5 protein-coding genes are annotated in these 19,867 nt (G+C 49.4%); all 5 read left to right on the top strand.

Annotated elements, in window-relative coordinates; translation table 11 throughout:
* Nucleotides 1-55 precede the first annotated feature (55 nt).
* The 5 genes from G4O42_RS09370 (at nucleotide 56) to G4O42_RS09350 (ending at nucleotide 19,857) form a co-directional block, all read left to right on the top strand.
* Nucleotides 56-1,444 carry an MATE family efflux transporter gene (locus tag G4O42_RS09370; RefSeq protein WP_032873496.1) on the top strand — a complete coding sequence of 463 codons (1,389 nt, stop codon included), beginning with the start codon at nucleotides 56-58 and terminating at the stop codon, nucleotides 1,442-1,444.
* A gap of 114 nt (nucleotides 1,445-1,558) precedes the next feature.
* Nucleotides 1,559-2,527 carry an aldose 1-epimerase gene (locus G4O42_RS09365; protein ID WP_032873517.1) on the top strand — a complete coding sequence of 323 codons (969 nt, stop codon included), beginning with the start codon at nucleotides 1,559-1,561 and terminating at the stop codon, nucleotides 2,525-2,527.
* Between the two features lie 18 nt (nucleotides 2,528-2,545).
* Nucleotides 2,546-4,021 carry a D-alanyl-D-alanine carboxypeptidase/D-alanyl-D-alanine endopeptidase gene (gene dacB, locus G4O42_RS09360; protein WP_032873498.1) on the top strand — a complete coding sequence of 492 codons (1,476 nt, stop codon included), beginning with the start codon at nucleotides 2,546-2,548 and terminating at the stop codon, nucleotides 4,019-4,021.
* A gap of 460 nt (nucleotides 4,022-4,481) precedes the next feature.
* The gene (locus G4O42_RS09355; RefSeq protein ID WP_045555042.1) at nucleotides 4,482-12,140 is read left to right on the top strand and encodes a non-ribosomal peptide synthetase; all 7,659 of its coding nucleotides are present in this window, start codon (nucleotides 4,482-4,484) and stop codon (nucleotides 12,138-12,140) included.
* Nucleotides 12,141-12,165: 25 nt separating this feature from the next.
* Nucleotides 12,166-19,857, top strand: coding sequence for a non-ribosomal peptide synthetase (locus G4O42_RS09350; protein ID WP_032872262.1), 7,692 nt, complete (start codon nucleotides 12,166-12,168; stop codon nucleotides 19,855-19,857).
* Nucleotides 19,858-19,867 lie beyond the last annotated feature (10 nt).

Here is a 19,867-nt window from a genome sequence, read left to right as displayed (position 1 = left end):
ACAAGCTGTCTGCTGAATAATAAAATGGAAGAAAATCAAAAAAGGAGTCCTACATATGGAAGTACAAGATCATTTAGAAACAGCGGAAGGCCGCGGCCAGTCTGTCTGGCGATCGATGTCACTGTTTTTAGTGCCGCTGCTTTTAAGCAATGTATTGCAATCTGTCGGCCAATTGGTCGGAATGGTATTTGTCGGAAGGTGGCTCGGAGTCGATGCGCTTGCCGCCGTATCGTCTTTTTTTCCGCTGTTTTTTCTGCTGATCTCCTTTACGATCGGAATCGGTTCGGGAAGTTCCATTCTGATCGGGCAGGCTTACGGCGCGAAAAACGAAGAGAGGATGAAGGCGATTGTCGGCACTACACTGACTTTTACCTTTATGATCGGTGTTGTTCTGGCAGTTGTCGGCAGTGTGTTTACGCTTGATATTCTGCGGCTGATGGGAACGCCGGAAAACGTAATAGATGTCAGTGTCCGATATGCGCGCATTTTGTTTTGCGCAATGCCGCTGATGTTTTTATATTTTGCGTATACGACATTTTTACGCGGAACGGGAGATTCAAAGACTCCGTTTTATACGTTAATCGTCAGTACAGTCATAAACATCGGGCTTTTGCCCTTATTGATTCTCGGGCTTTTCGGACTTCCGAAGTTCGGCATTTACGGTTCGGCGTATGCAACCGTAATTTCAAACATCGTGACATTTATCGTACTCATGGTTTATTTGCGGAAAAGGAAACATCCATTGGCATTTGACCGGACTGCGCTCCGTTCTCTTAAAATGGACAAAAAGCTGCTTGCGCTTTTACTCCGTCTCGGTATTCCGTCGAGCATCAATATGATTCTCGTTTCACTTTCTGAAATTGCGGTCATTTCATTTGTCAATCATTACGGATCAAACGCGACGGCTGCTTACGGGGTCGTCAACCAAGTGGCGAGTTATGTGCAGATGCCGGCGGTAAGCCTCGGTATCGCCGTTTCAATTTTTGCCGCCCAATCCATTGGCGCCAATCAATTCGGCCGGCTGAAGCAGGTCATCAAAGTCGGCATCGGCCTGAATTATTTGATCGGCGGGGTTTTGATTGTGCTGATTTATACCTTCTCCCGGCAGATACTGGCTTTGTTTTTAACAGATCAGGATACACTCCACATTGCCCGCAATCTGATTATGATTACCCTTTGGAGCTATCTGATTTTCGGTCACGCTCAGATTGTTTCAGCAACAATGCGGGCGAGCGGTACGGTGTTATGGCCGACGATTATCAGCATTTTTGCGATTTGGGGAATTGAAGTGCCTGTGGCCTTTATTCTTTCTCATTATACGAATCTCGGCATTCTAGGCATTTGGGTCGGTTATCCGGCGGCTTTTGTCGTCAGCCTGCTGCTGCAATACGGATATTACCGGTTTGTATGGAAGAAAAAACAGATTACCCGGCTGATTCAATAAGGTTTTACCGCACATCGCTCAGTTCATACGGGCGATGTTTTTTTAGAGAAGGAAAATGAGTTTAGAAAATGGAATTCCTATACATGCTAGAAAACAAGGAAAGGGCAGGTGCTTATGACGATTGAACATACGACTTATTTAGGGGTTTCAGCCATTAAAGCGGAGACTGATCAGGCTGAATGCATCATTGTGCCGGAGTGGGGATCAAATGTCATATCGCTTCGGGATAAAAGAACCGGTATGCGGCTTCTTAGAGAACCGGAAACTGCGGAGCAATTCCGCGCAAAACCGATGCTGTACGGCATTCCCGTTTTATTCCCGCCGAACCGGATTACGGATGGGACGTTTCGTTTTGACGGCCGCGCGTATCAATTTGAGATAAACGAAGAGGATAAACATAATCATATTCACGGCTTTCTTCACAATCAGCATTGGAAAGCGGCGGCAGCGAAAGAAGAGGGGGATGGAATGAAAGTCGAAACAGAAATTGATCTTTCAAAGATTCCCCGTGTTCACAAACAATTTCCGCACGATGTCATTGTCCGGATGACCTATACATTAAAAGACAATGTGTTTACGCAGCGGGCGCTGATTATCAACAAGGGAACGGAGGCTTTTCCTTGGGGGCTCGGCTATCATTCAACTTTTGTTTTCAATGAAGAGCGATCCCGTCTATTTTTGACGGCTGACCGCATGTGGGAATTAAATGAACGTTTCGTGCCGACGGGCCGTTTATTGGATGTGCCTGATAAAGAAGCGTTCCGTCATGGGATGTCTTTGAAAAATAAACAGTTTGACGATGTTTTTCTTTCTTCCGGACGGAACGGCGGCAATAACGAAGCTGTTATTTATCATCCGGATGAGAAATTATCCGTTTTGTATCAGGCAGACACGTCTTTCAAGCATTGGGTGGTATATAACGGTGACGGAAAGCAGGGGTTTGTCAGTCTTGAGCCTTATACTTCCGTTACAGATGCATTTAATCTGAATCAGCCTGCATCACTGACAGGGCTTCAGATTCTGAAACCGGGCGAAGAAGCGGCTGCGTCATCCAGGATCACCATTTTGCATGACGAAGAATAGGAAAGAGGCGGGATAACATTGAAAACATATGTGAAACGCTTGAGCGCGGTGATTCTGCTTTTGATCATTGCCGCAGTTCCTTATATTGATGATGCGGCTAAGGCGGCTGAACAAAAAAATACTTTGCAAAAAGAGCTGGAACACATTCTGGATGAAGAACCTGCTTTAAAGGGAGCTTCAGCGGGCGTCAGTGTCCGGTCAGCAAAAACAGGGGAGGTGCTGTTCGGCAGCCGGGAAGATATGCGGCTTAGGCCTGCATCACTGATGAAGCTGCTGACGGCATCTGCGGCGCTTTCCGTTCTCGGAGAAGATTACACCTTTAAGACAGAAGTACGGGCAGACGGCGCCGTGAAAGGAAAACAGCTGCGCGGAAACCTTTATCTCAGGGGAAAAGGCGATCCGACCCTATTGGCTTCTGATTTTGAGAAGATGGCTAAACAGGTCAAAGCCAGAGGCATCCATGTCATTAAAGGAGATCTGGTCGGGGATGACTCGTGGTATGACGATACCAGGTATTCAGTTGATCTTCCGTGGAGCGATGAAGGCCAATATTATGGCGCGCAAGTATCAGCTCTTACCGCTTCCCCAAATGAGGATTATGATACCGGAACGGTGATTGCGGAAATCAGCCCGGCAAAACAGCCCGGTAAAAAGCCGCGCATTTCGATTTCTCCCCATACGGACGTCGTTCGTGTGAAAAATGAAGTGAAAACCGTCGCTTCTGATGAAAAGAAAGAATTGACGGTTGAACGGGAGCACGGTGGCAATGTGATTACGATAAAGGGAACTATACCTGCCGGCTCGGCACAGGCAAAAGAATGGGCGGCGGTGTGGGATCCGTCGTCCTATGCTTTAGATTTATGGAAACAAGCGCTTACTAAACAGGGTATAACTGTAAAAGGGAAAATCAGAACAGGGCGAATGCCGCACCGCACCCAGCTTGTCACATCACGGACATCCATGCCTCTTTCAGAATTATTGATCCCGTTTATGAAACTGAGCAACAACGGGCACGCCGAAATTCTGATCAAGGAAATGGGAAAAGTGAAAAAAGGAGAGGGAAGCTGGGAAAAGGGCTCGGACGTGATGAAATCGGAGCTCAAATCGTTCGGGCTGAATCCGGATGAATTGATTGCAAGAGACGGATCCGGCGTTTCTCATGTTAACGGCGTATCCGCCGGCCAAATCGGAGAGCTTTTGTATGCGGTTCAGAAAGAAAAGTGGTACCCGGCTTTCCTTCGTTCGCTCCCTGTCGCGGGCGCAAGTGACAGAATGACGGGAGGAACCCTCCGGAATCGGCTGAAGGGCACCCCGGCGGAGGGCAAAATCAAAGCGAAAACCGGGTCATTAACGTCTGTCAGTTCGATTGCCGGCTATGCAGACACAAAAACAGGAGATACGCTTATTTTTTCCGTGCTTCAAAACGGGCTGCTTGACGAAGATGACGGAAAAGACATTGAAGACAAAATCGCAGTCGTGCTGGCAAATCAATAAGAAGGGCCGAATCCTTAGAGGATTCGGCTTTTTTGATGTCTGTAAAACATTATATTGCGATTATGAATCAATCTTTTCAAAAAGTAATACGGCAATATACTTCCTTTTTTTACATGGCACTGATTTTTCATTTTTAAACGTAAAACTTCTTTTCAGAAGGCAAAACCTTTTTAAAAGTGCAATTAATTATACATTTTATTCCTTATTATAGTGTTTAAGAACCAGTTTACAGTGTGCATACATACCGTTTTACATGGTATAAAGATTATAGAAATGAATAAATGAAGTGAGGAATATATACTATATTCTAAAAAATGTTAGAGAAAATTTAATTTTTTATTGTGATTTCTAAAATATGTTTTAAAATAATGCTATATGGATGATTTAGTCATATGCTGTCGAATTTTAATTGTAATTATTTCACTTTCTTATCCTCTTAAATTGAAATGGAGGGATTCCATTGAAGAACACTGTTTATTCTTTAACTCACGCCCAAAGAAGAGTCTGGTTTACAGAGCTGCTCGAGCCGGGCACAAGTATCTGCAATCTCGCGGCGTGCGTCAAATTCAGGGGGAATATCGACTTTGACGTATTGCGCCGTGCTTTAGATTTCTCTATCTTGCAAAATGATTCGCTCAGGTTTCAACTGACGGAAGGGGACGGCTCAGAACCCCAGCTGTATCTGGCCGGGCATCGGCCGATTTCTTTAGAGACCGTTGATTTTACTCATATTGATCAATCAGAGCGGGAGGCATGGATTGACAAACAGACGCGTGTTCCGTTCAAGCTGTTTCATTCACCGCTGTATCAATTTACTCTGCTTGTCATGTCAGACGAAGAAGTTTGGCTTTATTCAAAATTTCACCATATTATTATGGACGGCATCTCGCTCAATCTGCTTGGCAATCAGCTCATTGAAATCTACCAAAAAATCATGCGAAGCGAGGATTTGGCCGAACACCAAAGCCCTTCCTATCTCAGCTACATGGAAAAAGAACAGCAATACTTACAGTCTTCCCGTTTTCAAAAAGACCGTTCATTTTGGACTGAAACATACCGAACCGTTCCGGAACACCTTTCACTGGCGGAACGAACCTCTCATCTTAGACAAAGCACTGCGGCTTCAAGAGATACAATCACTCTTTCCCACTCCTTAGAACAATCAATCCGGCGTTTTTGCAAAGATCATAATGTCAGCATCATCTCTCTGTTTATGGCTTCGTTATACATATGCATCAGCCGTCTGACGGCTAAAAAGGATATTGCCATCGGTACTTATTACGGAAACCGGGGCTCCAGGCTCGAAAAGGATATGCTCGGCATGTTCGTCAGCACACTGCCGATCAGAATGACGGCAGATCCTGATGCGGAGTTCCTGTCCTTTGTCCGCAGCGTAGGAAAAGAGCAGCTGTCTGTTATGCGGCACCAGAAATATCCTTACAATCTTTTTGTCAATGAATTAAGGCAGATTCATCACGACCTGCAAAATATCATCGGGATTTCGATGCAATACCAGCCTCTCGCGTGGCGTCAGGCAGAAGGTTTCGATTATGAAACGGCGATGTTTTTCAGCGGGCATACGGCAAATGAGCTGTCCATTTTAATTAAGGAGCGGACAGATACGGGATTGATTGAGCTGAATTTTGATTATCAATCCGCTTTATTTACTAAAACATCGATTAAACGAATTCAAACTCATTTGCTGACGATCGTTGAAAATGCCGTTAGAAATCCAAACCGGCTGATTCGGCATATTGATATGGCGGATGAAAAAGAAAAGAAACGGGTGTTAACTGCGTTTAACCGTACAGAAACGGCTGAACCGCCGGCCCCGACGCTTCACGGGCTGTTTACCCGCCGCGCCGAGCTTTCGCCGCATCGTCCGGCGCTCCGTTTTCCGGGCGGTATGCTGACGTACGCCGAGCTTGATCAGTACACGGACAGGCTCGCCGTTCGGCTCCGCCAAAAAGGCATCCGCAAAGAAAGCATGGTCGGCGTACTCGCTGAACGCTCGCCGGAGATGGTGGTTTCAGTGCTTGCCGTGTTAAAAGCGGGCGGCGCCTACGTGCCGCTTGACCCGGAGTATCCTGAGGACAGGCTGCGCTATATGCTCGATGACTGCGGCGCTTGTCTTCTGCTTGCACAGCCGGGATTATCCGTTTCCGGTTTTTCCGGAGAAACGCTAGAAGTGTCTCTTTCTTCTCTGACAGGCGAGACGGAGACAGGGGCTGTCTCTGAAGAAGCGGATGCTGATTCGCTCGCTTATATCATTTATACGTCCGGTTCGACGGGAACACCGAAGGGAGTAGCTGTTGAACACCGTCAGGCCGCCGCCTTTTTATCAGGGATGCAAGGGCAGTTTCCGTTAACGGAAGAGGATGTTATCGTGCTGAAATCATCCTTTTCATTCGACGCCTCTATCTGGCAATTGTTTTGGTGGACGATGTCAGGCGCCTCCGTGTATCTGCTTCCTGCCGGCTGGGAGAAAGATCCTGTGCGGATGATTGAAGCATTTGCCTCAGAAAAGGTGACGACCGCGCATTTTATTCCGGCAATGGTCAACAGCTTTTTAGACGCGCTGGAAACGGAGCCTGAGGAAACAAGAACACGCCTCGGCAGAACACTGACACGCGTGTTTGCCGGAGGCGAAGCTCTTTCACCGCTTACGGCTGCCCGGTTTGCCGATCTGTTGCCGGAGACGATGCTTATTCACGGCTATGGACCGACGGAAGCGACGGTTGATGCGGCGTTTTACGTCTGTGACCGAAAACGGGACAGCGGACGGACAAGGCTTCCGATCGGAAAACCCGTTCCGGGTGCCCGTCTGTATGTATTAGATAGCGGAGGAACCATCCAGCCTGCGGGCGTGGCAGGAGAGCTGTACATCGCTGGGACAGGGGTGGCCCGCGGCTATCTGAACCGACCTGAGCTGACGGAGGAGCGTTTTCTCGATGATCCGTTTTATCCGGGAGAACGCATGTATCAGACAGGCGATATCGCACGCTGGACAGAAGACGGCCTTGTCGAATGGCTCGGCCGTTCAGACGGACAGGTGAAAGTCCGCGGCTACCGGATTGAACCGGGGGAAATCGAAGCGGCGATCCGGCGCATCGACGGCATTCGTGAGGCGGCGGTCACCGCCCGGACCGAACACGGCGAAACCGCGCTTTACGCCTATATCGAAGGACGGGAAAGCGATGACGTGCGGGCGGAGCTTGCGACACGCCTTCCGGCTTACATGATGCCGGCTCAGTTTATAGAGATGACCGAGTGGCCGGTCACGCCGAGCGGAAAGCTTGACCGCCGCGCGCTGCCGGCTCCCGGCGGAGCGGCAGACAGACGGGCGTACACCGCCCCGCGGAACGTCACGGAAATGAAGCTTTGCGGTCTTTGGGAAGAGGTGCTGAAAAACGGCCCCGTCGGCATCCGAGATCACTTTTTTGAGCGGGGCGGCCATTCGTTAAAAGCGACGGCTCTCGTCTCCCGCATTGCCAAAGAGTTCGGTGTTCAGGTGCCGTTACAAGACATCTTCGCCCGGCCGACGGTGGAAGAACTCGCTTCGGTTATTCAGGACTTGGAAGAGAGCCCGTATGAAGCAATTCAGCCTGCGCAAAAACAGGACACCTACCCGGTGTCTTCGGCGCAGAAACGGATGTATGTGCTCCAACAGCTTGAAGACGGCGGTGTCGGCTACAATATGCCGGCTGTGCTGGAACTGACGGGCCCGCTTGACCGCGGCCGGCTGGAGGAGACGTTCCGGCAGCTTGTGGAGCGGCACGAGTCGCTCAGAACGTCCTTTGAAACGGGGCCTGACGGCGAACCGGTGCAGCGCATCCATGACAGCGTACCGTTTCAGCTCGATGAGGCCGAGTCAGCTGACGCATTCGTCCGGCCGTTTTGTCTGGAGGAAGCGCCGCTCTTCCGTGCGGCCCTCGTGAAAGAATCCGACGAACACCATCTTTTATTAACGGATATGCATCATATTATTTCTGACGGTGTGTCCGTCAACACCTTGATAAAAGAATTCGGCGAGCTGTACGCAGGCCGTTCGCTTGCGCCGATGCGCCTTCAATATAAAGACTATGCCGTCTGGCAGCGGTCGTTTCAGGAGAAAGAAGGGTACCAGAAACAGGAAGCGTATTGGCTGAAGCGGCTAGAAGGAGAGCTCCCGGTGCTTGAGCTCCCGGCTGACAAGCCCCGTCCGGCTGTCAGAAGCTTTGCGGGCGGCAGCGTATCGTGCACGCTTGACGCTGAAACGGCATCCGGCCTTCACCGCATCGCCCGGGATCACGGCTCCACTTTGTATATGGTGCTTCTCGCCGCGTACAATACGTTACTCGCGAGATTGAGCGGGCAGGAAGACATCATCGTCGGCTCGCCGATTGCCGGGCGTCCGCACAAAGACCTTGAACCGATTCTCGGCATGTTCGTCAACACGCTGGCCATCAGAACGGAGCCGAAAGGAGACAAACGGTTTACCGATTACTTGGCGGAAGTCCGCCAGGCGGCGCTTGAGGCGTATGAGCATCAGGACTATCCGTTTGAGGAGCTTGTGGAACGGCTCGGCGTGCAGCGGGACATGAGCCGCAATCCGCTGTTTGATGCGATGTTTATTCTTCAGAATATGGAGCGAGAGGAGATAAATCTGGCCGGTCTGAAGGCGTCACGATCAGAGCATACCGAACATGATGTATCAAGTTTTGACCTGACCTTATCAGCGGCTGAATCCGATGGAAACATCCGCTTTGAAATGGAATTCAGCACCGAGCTTTTTAAGAAAGAAACGATTGAACGCTGGATGGGCCACTTACTGAATCTCTTGCGCCATGTTGCCGCCGAACCGGAAGTCACACTATCGAAAACTGACATTTTGAATGAAGAAGAAAAACAAAAGTTACTGATTGAGTTTAATAACACACAAACCGAATTCATGGAAAAACACAAACTGTTTCACCAGTTGTTTGAAGAGAAAGCAGAAGAAACGCCTCATCAGACCGCTGTTATTGAAGGAACACAACAGATCAGCTATTCGCAGCTTAACGAGCGGGCAAATCGGCTTGCGCGAACATTACACAAAAATGGATTCGGTCCGGGAAAAAGAGCAGCTATATTGGCAAACCGTTCGATTGAAGCGATCGTCAGCGTTCTTGCCGTCATGAAATCGGGAGGGGCGTATATACCGGTTGACTCCCATTATCCCGAAGAACGGATTCGCTATTTATTAAAAGACAGCGCGGCATCCGTCTTGATGGTGCAGTCAGAATACAAAGAACTTGCTTCACAGCTGACGGATCACAATTTATTTCTCATTCAGCTCGATCATGAAGATCAATACGATATTTGTGCAAAGAATATTCAGCCGGCAGCGTCTCCGGATGATACTGCATATATCATATATACTTCGGGAACAACGGGAACGCCGAAGGGAGTCGAAGTCAGAAATCTCAGCTTTACGCATGCAGCACTTGCATGGCGGAAAATTTATGAGCTTGATCGTAAACCAGTCCGAGTGCTGCAGATGGCGAGTTTCTCATTTGATGTATTTTCAGGGGATCTTGCACGCGCCCTGCTAAACGGAGGAACGCTTGTCATTTGTCCGGATGACGTCCGGCTTGAGCCACAACAGCTTTATCAGCTCATTGATCAGCACCGTATCACGTTTATGGAGTCGACACCCGCGCTGATTGTTCCGTTTATGGAATATATATATCGCCGGAAGCTCGCGCTGCAAAGTGTAAAAATACTTGTACTGGGTTCAGATATGATCAAGTCGCAGGATTTTTATACGCTTCAAGAACGCTTCGGAAAAGAAATGCGGATCATTAACAGCTACGGTGTAACAGAAGCGACAATTGATTCTTCGTATTATGAAGCTAAAATGAGCGAAGAGCCGCGGGAAGATGATGTGCCGATCGGTGTTCCGCTTCCGAATGTGCAAATGTACGTCTTAAACAAAGACAAACAGGTCCAGCCGATCGGTGTTTTCGGAGAGCTGTATATCGGGGGCGCCGGCGTCGCCAAAGGATATTGGGGACAGCCTGAGCTGACAAAGGGCGCATTCAGTGACCCGTTACAAACGGGAGAAACGCTTTACAGAACTGGAGATCAGGCTTGCTGGCTTCCGGATGGAACTCTTCGTTTTAAAGGGCGGATCGATAAGCAGGTGAAGATCAGAGGATACAGAATTGAGACGGGAGAAATAGAAAGTGTGCTTTTGAAACACGATCAAGTCAAAGAAGCGGCTGTTACCGTGATGAAAGATGCTGAAGGACAAGCCCGATTAGCGGCATACATCGTTCCTAAAGAGGCCGATATCTCATCACTTCGCCAGTCTCTTATGCAGGAGCTCCCGGCTTATATGATGCCGTCTCATATTATCGGCTTAGACAGCATGCCCCTGACACTGAACGGCAAACTTGATAAATCGGCACTGCCGGCAGAAGAGATACATTCATCACAGGCATTTGTCGCGCCCGGCGATGAAAAACAGGAGATGTTATGCCGGATTTGGGAAGATGTGCTTCATGTTCAGAAAGCGGGAATTCATCACTCTTTCTTTGAGCTTGGGGGAGATTCCATTAAGGCGCTTCAAGTGTCAGCCCGACTCGCCGGAGAAGGCTGGAACATGTCGATCCGCGATTTGTTTCAATTCCCAACGATTGCAGAACTCGCAAAGCACCTCACGCCGGCTGTTGCAACGGCTGATCAGGGGCCGATAGAAGGAAGCGCTCCGCTGACACCGATCCAGCAGAGATTTTTTGAGGAGCCGGGTGCGTTTGAGCTTCATTATAACCAAGCGGTCATGCTGTGCAGTGAAGACAGCCTCGAAATAGATGCGCTGTATCAGGCGGTTTGCGCGCTGACAGAACATCATGATGCGCTGCGAATGACCTTCACTGAAAATGAGCATGGGGAAACGGTTCAATATAATCGCGGAATCACAAAGCAGTATGAAGAAATCTTTACGCTTAACGTCATAGATATTTCAGAAGAAACGCAGCCCGAAAAACGGATAGCCGCTGAGGAAAAAGAAATACAGCAGGCTATGCGTCTTGATCAGGGGCCTCTGCTTCATCTCGGAGTGTTCAGGCAGAAGGAAGCCGACCATCTGCTTATAACGATTCATCACCTTATCGTGGACGGCGTGTCATGGAGGATATTGCTTGAAGATCTGCAGACAGCTTATCAGCAGGCATTGGACGGCAAACAAATCGAACTGCCGCCGAAAAGCGATTCTTATATAAAGTATGCCGAAGAACTTTTTGACATTTCCAAAAGCAAAGCATTGCTGGAGGAAGCCGCATACTGGGACAGCGTGATGTCTAGTGAAACAGCGCCGCTGCCGAAAATAACTGATGAAAACGCCGGACGATTGCAGGAAAACGCGTGCACTGCATCGTGGATATTAAGCAGCGAAGTCACGAAACAGCTGCTGTTGGAAACACAGCAGGCATACGGAACGGATGTTCATGAATTGCTTTTAACGGCGCTTGGAATGGCGCTTCATGAGTGGACGGGTTCTGAACAGATGCTTATCAGCACTGAGGGGCACGGTCGCCAGGGGCATATACCTGACATTGATATGTCAAGAACGGCAGGCTGGTTTACATCTGTTTACCCGGTGCTTTTGGATATGAGAGTGCCGGACGGCTCAGGCGAAACAACCGCGCACCGCATAAAGACGGTAAAAGACATGATGCGACGGGTTCCTCACCACGGAACCGGCTACGGGCTGCTGAGATATTCGCGAAACATTCTTTATAAAGACCCAGAAATAAGCTTTAACTATCTCGGTGCGTTTGACGGTCTTGAAGGAACGCTGAAGATGTCACCGTTCAAGCCGCAGCATGATATAGCGGCCGGGCGCATCCGCGAGTTTGATCTGGATATTAACGCGATGGTGGCGGCCGGGCAACTGGAGGTAAAAGCCGTTTATACCGATGTATTTGCACCGGGGGCAATCGAGTTCTTCATGAATCGTTTCCATACTCACCTCGAGGACATCATCGCCCACTGTTCCGGCAAAAAAGAGCGGGAAAAAACATTAACGGATTACAGCCATACAGAATTGACCGCTCAAGCACTATCGAGCATTGAAGATCTCGTAAAAGGACTTTAATTTCATAAAAAGGTGTGTGGCATTCGTGACACAAGCGACAGAAATTCAAGATATTTACCCTTTATCATATATGCAGGAAGGCATGCTGTTTCATTCGCTTCTGGATTCCGGATCAAACGCATATGTCGAGCAGATTTCGTTTACAGTCAGCGGGGATTTATGCATTGATACATTCCAAAAAAGTCTGGATATGCTTGTCAGCCGCTATGATATTTTCAGAACGATTTTCATAAAAGAAGTGCCTGACCTTGAAGGTCCGCAGCAGGTTGTCCTTTCACGCCGTGACACAGCCGTACAGACTGAGAACATTTCAGACTATTCGGAAGAACGGCAGCAAAGCATCATTGAGGAATTCAAGGAAACCGACCGGCATAAGGGGTTTGATCTGCAAAAAGGCCCCTTAATGCGCCTGACTCTTTTTCAAACGGGAGAAAACCGCCATACGTGCGTTTGGACTCACCATCACATTATGATGGACGGCTGGAGCTTGGGCATTGTGCTGAAAGATTTCTTCAGCATGTATTATGCGATCCGGAACGGGCGGCCTGTAAACCTCGGCAGTCCGGCTCCGTACAGCTCTTATATCAAATGGCTCCGAAGCCGGAATAAAGAAGAAACGTCAGCGTTCTGGTCGCGCTGCTTGGAAGATTACGGAGAAGTCGTTTCCGTTCCGCAAACGAAGCATAAGCCGGCGCAAAACGGTTATGCATCTGAGCATTTTCAATTTTCCCTTGAGCCTGAAACCGTACAAAAACTGACAGACATTGCCCGAAGCACCGGGGTCACGCTGAATACTTTATTTACGGGCATTTGGGGGTTGCTTCTCCATCGTTACAACGGCACTGAAGATGCGGTCTTCGGTTCGGTTGTTTCCGGCAGGCCGTCTGCTATCAGCGGCATTGAATCCATGGCTGGACTGTTTATCAATACCGTGCCGGTAAGGGTGCGCGCGGCTGGGGATATGACTTTTTCTTCTCTTCTCAAAAAGGTGCAAAAAGAGTCACTCGCTGCGGAAGAGCACAGCTATTATCCGCTTTATGACATTCAAAACGAGAGCGGTCTGCAAAAAGATCTCTTGAACCATATCCTGGTTTTTGAGAATTATCCGGTTCAGATGCAGGCTGCGGTAAACGGCTGGCAGCAAACGGAAAGCAGTGCGCTCTCACTTGAAAACTTTTCGATGGCGGAGGAAACCAATTACGATCTTAACGTCGTCATCGTTCCGGGAGAAGAGTTTTATGTAAAATTCAGCTACAATGCGGGCATCTACGATCGGGAAGAGATGAAACGGATCAAAGGGCATATTCTGGAGGTCATCTCCTGTGTAACGGAAGATCCGGACAGGCTTTTATCAAGCATCAGTCTCGTGCCTCCGGAGGAAGAAGCCTTGATTCATTCGTTTAACGAAACGAACCGTCCGTACCCTGAGACAACCGTTCATGGGCTGTTTGAAGAACAGGCGGCAAAAACGCCTGACCAAGAGGCGTTGAGATATAACGGGGTATGCTGGAGCTACAAGAAATTAAATCAGCGGGCGAATCAGATTGCGCATGCGTTAAGGGAAAAAGGCGCACGCCCCGACCAGATCACCGCTGTTATGCTGCGCCGATCAATGAGTACGGTTGCCGCTCTGCTCGGAATTTGGAAGTCGGGCAGCGCCTATATGCCGATTGATGCGGAATTTCCGCCTGAACGGATTTCATTTTTACTGAGAGACAGTGAAGCCTCACTGCTCGTGACTGAAAAAGACCTGCTCCCCCTCATCCCGCCGCATTTTAAAGGCAGCGTCGTCATCATGGAGGAAACGGTTTCCCAGCAGACCGCACCGCTTCCGCCGGTCTCTGACAGCGGAAATTGGGCGTATGTCATTTACACCTCCGGAACGACAGGCCGGCCGAAAGGGGTGCTTGTACAACACAAAGCGATCAGCAATACATTGCAATGGCGGCGTGAAGAATACGGGATGACAGAAGGGGACATAGCGCTTCATCTTTTTTCATACGTATTTGACGGGTCATTAACGAGTCTTTTCACTCCGCTTCTGTCGGGCGCCTGTGTATTGTTAACTGATGAAGATGATGCGAAAGACGTCCTTTCAATAAAACAGAAAATCACCCGCCACGGAGTGAGCCATCTTCTGATCGTTCCGTCTCTGTATCGCGTTCTGCTTGATTCGCTGACGAAAAAGGATGCGCAGACGCTTCGGGCGGTGACATTTGCCGGGGAAGCGGCCACCCCTGATATCGTGGAAGCGAGCCGCAACATATGCCCGAATGCCGAGCTGCTGAATGAATACGGCCCGACGGAAAACAGTGTGGCCACGACGATTCTGCGCAACCTGCAAAAAAGCAGCCGGATTACGATCGGGCGCCCGATTGCCAACACTTCTGTCTATATGATGCACGGAGATCGGCTGCAGCCGGTCGGAGCCGTCGGTGAACTGTGTATTTCCGGAAAAGGTCTGGCGGACGGATATTTTCAGCAAAAAGAGCTGACGGACAAAGTCTTTACCCCTCATCCGTTTCGTGAAGGTGAACGGCTGTACAGAACGGGAGATGCAGCCCGATTTTTACCGGATGGAACGATTGAATATATGGGACGCTTTGACGATCAGGTCAAGGTAAGAGGTTACAGAATTGAATTAGGAGAAATCGAAACGGCACTCAGAAGTCTGTCCGGGGTAAAAGAGGCGGCAGTCACCGTGCGCAAAACGGCGGACGGGGAACAGGAGCTTGCAGCTTATGTCGTACTGCAAAACGCGGGTGTGACATTTGACCCTCATGCCGAATTGGCCGGGAGATTACCTGCTTATATGATACCGGGAAGCTTTACGAAATTGACGGAAATGCCGCTGTCTGTGAGCGGAAAACTTGATCGGGCCGCACTTCCTGAGCCGAAAGAAGCTGAGAGAACCGGTGATTATCAAGCTCCGCGCACAATGCTTGAGACCGAGCTGCTGTCTATTTGGCAAGAAGTGCTGAAACGGGAACATATCAGTATGAGAGATGATTTCTTCCAAATCGGCGGACAGTCGCTGAAAGCCGCGTCGCTTGTTTCAAACATACATAAACGGCTCCAAATTGAACTTGCCGTCCGCCATGTTTTTGAACATCCGACCATCGAGAGCATGGCCCGCTTCCTTGAACAGAGGAAAAGAGGAGAATATGCAGAAATCACGCCTGCTGTGGCAAAGGACTTGTACCCGCTATCTTTTGCGCAAAAAAGGCTCTATGCCCTTCATCAGCTTGCAGCGGACAGTACAGGCTATCATATGCCCGCTTGTCTGGAACTGAGCGGCAGACTCAACCGGGATCGGCTGCACGAAGCCTTTTCAGCGCTGTTACAAAGGCATGAAGCGTTACGCACTTCATTTGTTTTACGAAACGGGGAGCCGATGCAGCACATACATTCACATGTCGATCTTGACCTCACAGAGATTCACATGCCATCCGGGAACCTTCTTCAAGAGGTGATGGAAACTTTCGTCAAACCGTTTGATGTGGAAAAAGCGCCGCTTTTGAGAGTGACTTTAGCCAAAGTCACTGAAGAACGTCATTTTCTGCTGCTTGATATGCATCATCTTATCGCAGACGGTGTGTCAATGAGCGTTCTGATTCAAGAATTGACGGATTTATACAGAGGAAAGGAGTTGCAGCCGTTAAAACTCCAGTACAAAGATTTTTCCGTCTGGCAGCATGAGCGGTTTGCCGCTGAAGAATTCAAAAGACATGAGCGTTATTGGCTGGAGACGATCGGGGAAAACATTCCCGTACTTGATCTGCCGCTCGATAAAAAGCGCCCGCAGCTTCCTGATTTCAGCGGGTCCGTTGTTCGAACGCGCCTTCAAAAGGAATCGGCGGAGAATTTGCGCCGGCTCATGGATGAGACAGGTTCGACGCTGTATATGATTCTTTTGGCAAGCTACTCCTTGTTCCTTTCTAAATTGAGCGGGCAGGAAGACATTGTCGTCGGTTCACCTGCGGCCGGCAGAAGCCGCGCTGAGCTTGACGGGGTCATCGGCATGTTTGTAAATACCGTGGCAATGAGAAGCAGGCCGAAAGGGGATAAGACATTCCGCGCTTATTTAGAAGAGGTGAAAATGCTCGCCCTCGGCGCGGCCGAACATCAGGACTTCCCGTTTGAAGAACTTGCCCAAAAGCTTGATACACACCGGGAAGTCAATCGCAATCCGCTGTTTGATGCCATGCTCGTTTTGCAAAACAGTGATGATTTCGAAGTGAACCTTCCGGGCTTATCCGTTTCTTCACATGCAGTGAAGCATGACATTTCAAAATTCGACTTGACGCTTCATGCCGAGGAACGGCCGGATGGCTCACTGGATTTTCATTTTGAATACAGTACCGCCTTGTTTGAAAAGGATACGATCGAACGGTGGGCCGGTCATTTTAAAGAGCTTTTAGGACAAATCGCATCGGATGATGAGCGGAAGCTGTCTGACATTCATTTGCTGGACACAAACGAGCGGCAGATGCTTCTTCAAGCGGGAAATCAAACGGCGGAGTATCCGAGGCATGAAACGATCGTCAGTTTATTTGAAGCACAGGCGGAAAAAATGCCGGATCAAATTGCAGCCGTCATGTCTGATGAGCGTCTCACCTACCGCGAGCTCAATGAAAAGGCGGATCGAATCGCCGATATGCTGTCGGAAAATGGCATCCGCTCCGGACAGATTGTCGGAATTATGACCGATCGATCTCCGGATATGCTGATTGGGATTCTCGGTATTTTAAAAGCGGGAGGAGCTTATCTGCCGATCGATCCTGACTATCCTGACGAGCGGATTTCATTTATGCTGACTGACAGCGGCGCGCGTGTTCTGTTGACGCAATCGGGTCTTGGGATATCCGGAATGGACGGGCTGCCGGTTTTATACATCGATAAGCCTGAATCCGTTTCAGCAGACAGAACGAAAGAAATGATAACGCCTGAACAGCCGGCTTACGTGATTTACACATCGGGCACAACAGGAAAACCGAAAGGCGTTATGACGGAACACCGCAATGTCATCAGCCTTATCACACATAAAGGACTGCCGTTTGATTTCGGCTCTGGAGACGTCTGGACGCTGTTCCACTCCTATTGCTTTGATTTTTCTGTATGGGAAATATTCGGCGCGCTCTTATACGGCGGAAAGGTAGTTATCGTGCCGAAAGAAACTGCCCGTGATCCGCATTTGTACCGGCAGCTGCTGCAAAGTGAAGGCGTAACGGTGCTGAACCAAACGCCGACGGCTTTTTCAGGACTCATTCATGAAGAGGCCGGGCATACGGACAGGCTACAGCTTCGATATGTCATTTTCGGCGGAGAGGCGCTTCAGCCCGGCATGCTGAAAAGCTGGAAAGAAAAGTACCCGGAGACGGAGCTTGTTAATATGTACGGCATTACGGAAACCACGGTTCACGTCACATGCAAAAAACTGAATATGGATGATATTGAGAGAAACAAAAGCAATATCGGCAGACCGCTGGGAACCCTTCATGCTTTTGTCATGGACGCCTATATGAATCTGCAGCCGATCGGAATTCCCGGTGAGCTTTATATCGGCGGGGAAGGCGTCGCGAGGGGGTATGTAAACAGGGATGATTTAACCGCCTCCCGTTTCATCACGAATCCGCACGGCATGCGGCTCTACCGGACGGGCGATATCGCCAAAAGGCTCTCAAATGGCGAGCTGGAATATGTCGGGCGTAAAGATGCGCAAGTAAAAGTCAGAGGCCACAGAATTGAGCTGGGAGAAATTAAATCAGCGCTGCAAGAGCTTTCCTCCGTGAAAGAGGCCGCCGTGATCACACGTGCTGATCAGCATGGTCAGCACTCCATTTACGCATACGCGGTCTTACACGGAAACGAAAAGATAAAAGAAGCAGAGATTCAGGCCTCTCTCAGAGCTTTTCTGCCGGAATATATGATTCCCGCCCGCTTGATAGAGCTTGATGAACTGCCTTTGACGGCGAATGGGAAGCTGGACGAGAAGGCGCTCCCGCAGCCTGAATTAAATGATAGCCTTGGAGATGATATCAGCCTGAGAAATGAAACTGAAGAAATGATGGCTGACATCTGGGAAGAACTCTTAGGTGTTGAAGGACTCGGCCCCAATGCTCATTTCTTCCATCTCGGCGGGGATTCGATTAAAGCGCTGCAAGTATGTGCGAGGCTGAAACAGCAGGGCTATGAAACGACCGTCCGCGAGCTGTTCGAGCATCAGACACTGGGAGAAGTATCGATGCGGCTCCGGAAAGTCCGCCGCGTGATTGATCAGGCTCCCGTCACGGGAGACGTGCCGCTGACGCCGATCCAGCATTGGTTCTTGTCGCAATCATTGCCGCATGATCATTTTAATCAGTCGGTTATGCTCCGCAGTGCGGACAGAATCAATGAATCTGCTATGAGAAAAGCGCTGGCACAGCTCGCGGTTCATCATGACGCATTACGGATGGTATGCGGCACGCAAAACGGATCGGTGATTCAATATAACAGAGCGGAAAACCTTTCTGAAGAAGAACTCTTTATGTTTGAAACGCATGACGTGAGAGGGAAAGGGTCATTACAAGAGGAGCACGCCGCAATTGAACAGGCGGCCGCCCTTATTCAAACTTCCATTCGGCTGGAGACGGGTCCGCTCGTAGCTGTCGGATTATTTCACGCTAATGATGGCGATCATCTGCTGCTTTCCATTCATCACCTTGTCATTGACGGGGTGTCATGGCGGATTTTATTTGAAGATCTCACCGCATGCTACAGGCAGGCGCTCGAAGGAAAAGAAACCGCGCTTCCGGCAAAAACCGATTCCTATCAGACTTACGCGAAGCAAATCTCTGATTATGCAAAAAGCCGCCGGCTGTTACAGGAAGCAGACTACTGGTCCGAAAGAGAAAAAGCGGCGGTCGAACCGCTTCCGAAAGATGCCCGCATCTCTTCCAATCTTCTGAAAGATACAGATGTGATGACCGTTACATTGACAAAACAGGAGACTGAGCAGCTGTTAACGGAAGCGAACAGAGCATACACAACAGAGACGGGTGAATTATTGCTTGCCGCGTTAAGCCTTGCGCTGAACAGATGGACTGGAAACGAGACATTCAAAATCAGCATGGAAGGCCATGGAAGGGAAGAGCATCTGGAGCATCTTGATATCAGCAGAACCATCGGCTGGTTTACGTCAATTTATCCGGTATTGGTTGACGCAAGTTTTCAAGATCAGACTGATGACGGCGAGCAGCTCGGCTATCACATTAAGCGGACAAAAGACATGATGCGCCGCATTCCGCATAAAGGAGCGGGATACGGGGTGCTGAAGTATATAAGCAAACTCTGGGAAGAGACTGAATCTGATGCTCCTGAAATCAGTTTTAACTATCTGGGGCAGTTCGACCGGGAAATCCGTTCCAGCGGCTTCGGTGTTTCTCCCGTAAAAGCGGGAAATGAAGTCAGCCCGGACTGGGAACGTCCGTACACACTTGATATCAGCGGCTCCGTATCGTCGGAATGTCTCAGCATGCATGTCGTGTACAACCGTTTTCAGTATCAAAAAGAAACGATTGAAGTTTTGACGGGACATTTTCATGCCTTTCTCAAGCAGATCATCACGCATTGCACAGGCAAAGAGGAGCGTGAATGGAGCGCCGCTGATTTCAGTGACGAGGAGTTAACGCTGGAAGATCTGAGTGACATTATGGGAGCCGTCAACAAACTATAGAAAAGGAGTG

The sequence above is a fragment of the Bacillus sp. LUNF1 genome (assembly GCF_011008975.1).
Classification (GTDB): domain Bacteria; phylum Bacillota; class Bacilli; order Bacillales; family Bacillaceae; genus Bacillus; species Bacillus velezensis.
The sequence above is the reverse complement of the archived record's forward strand: the minus strand, read 5'-3'. Positions and strand labels throughout refer to the sequence as shown.

Bases quoted from the DNA above. Each gene is read 5' to 3' on its own strand.
- G4O42_RS09370 (WP_032873496.1), top strand. From the start codon at position 56: ATGGAAGTACAAGATCATTTAGAAACAGCGGAAGGCCGCGGCCAGTCT.
- G4O42_RS09365 (WP_032873517.1), top strand. From the start codon at position 1,559: ATGACGATTGAACATACGACTTATTTAGGGGTTTCAGCCATTAAAGCG.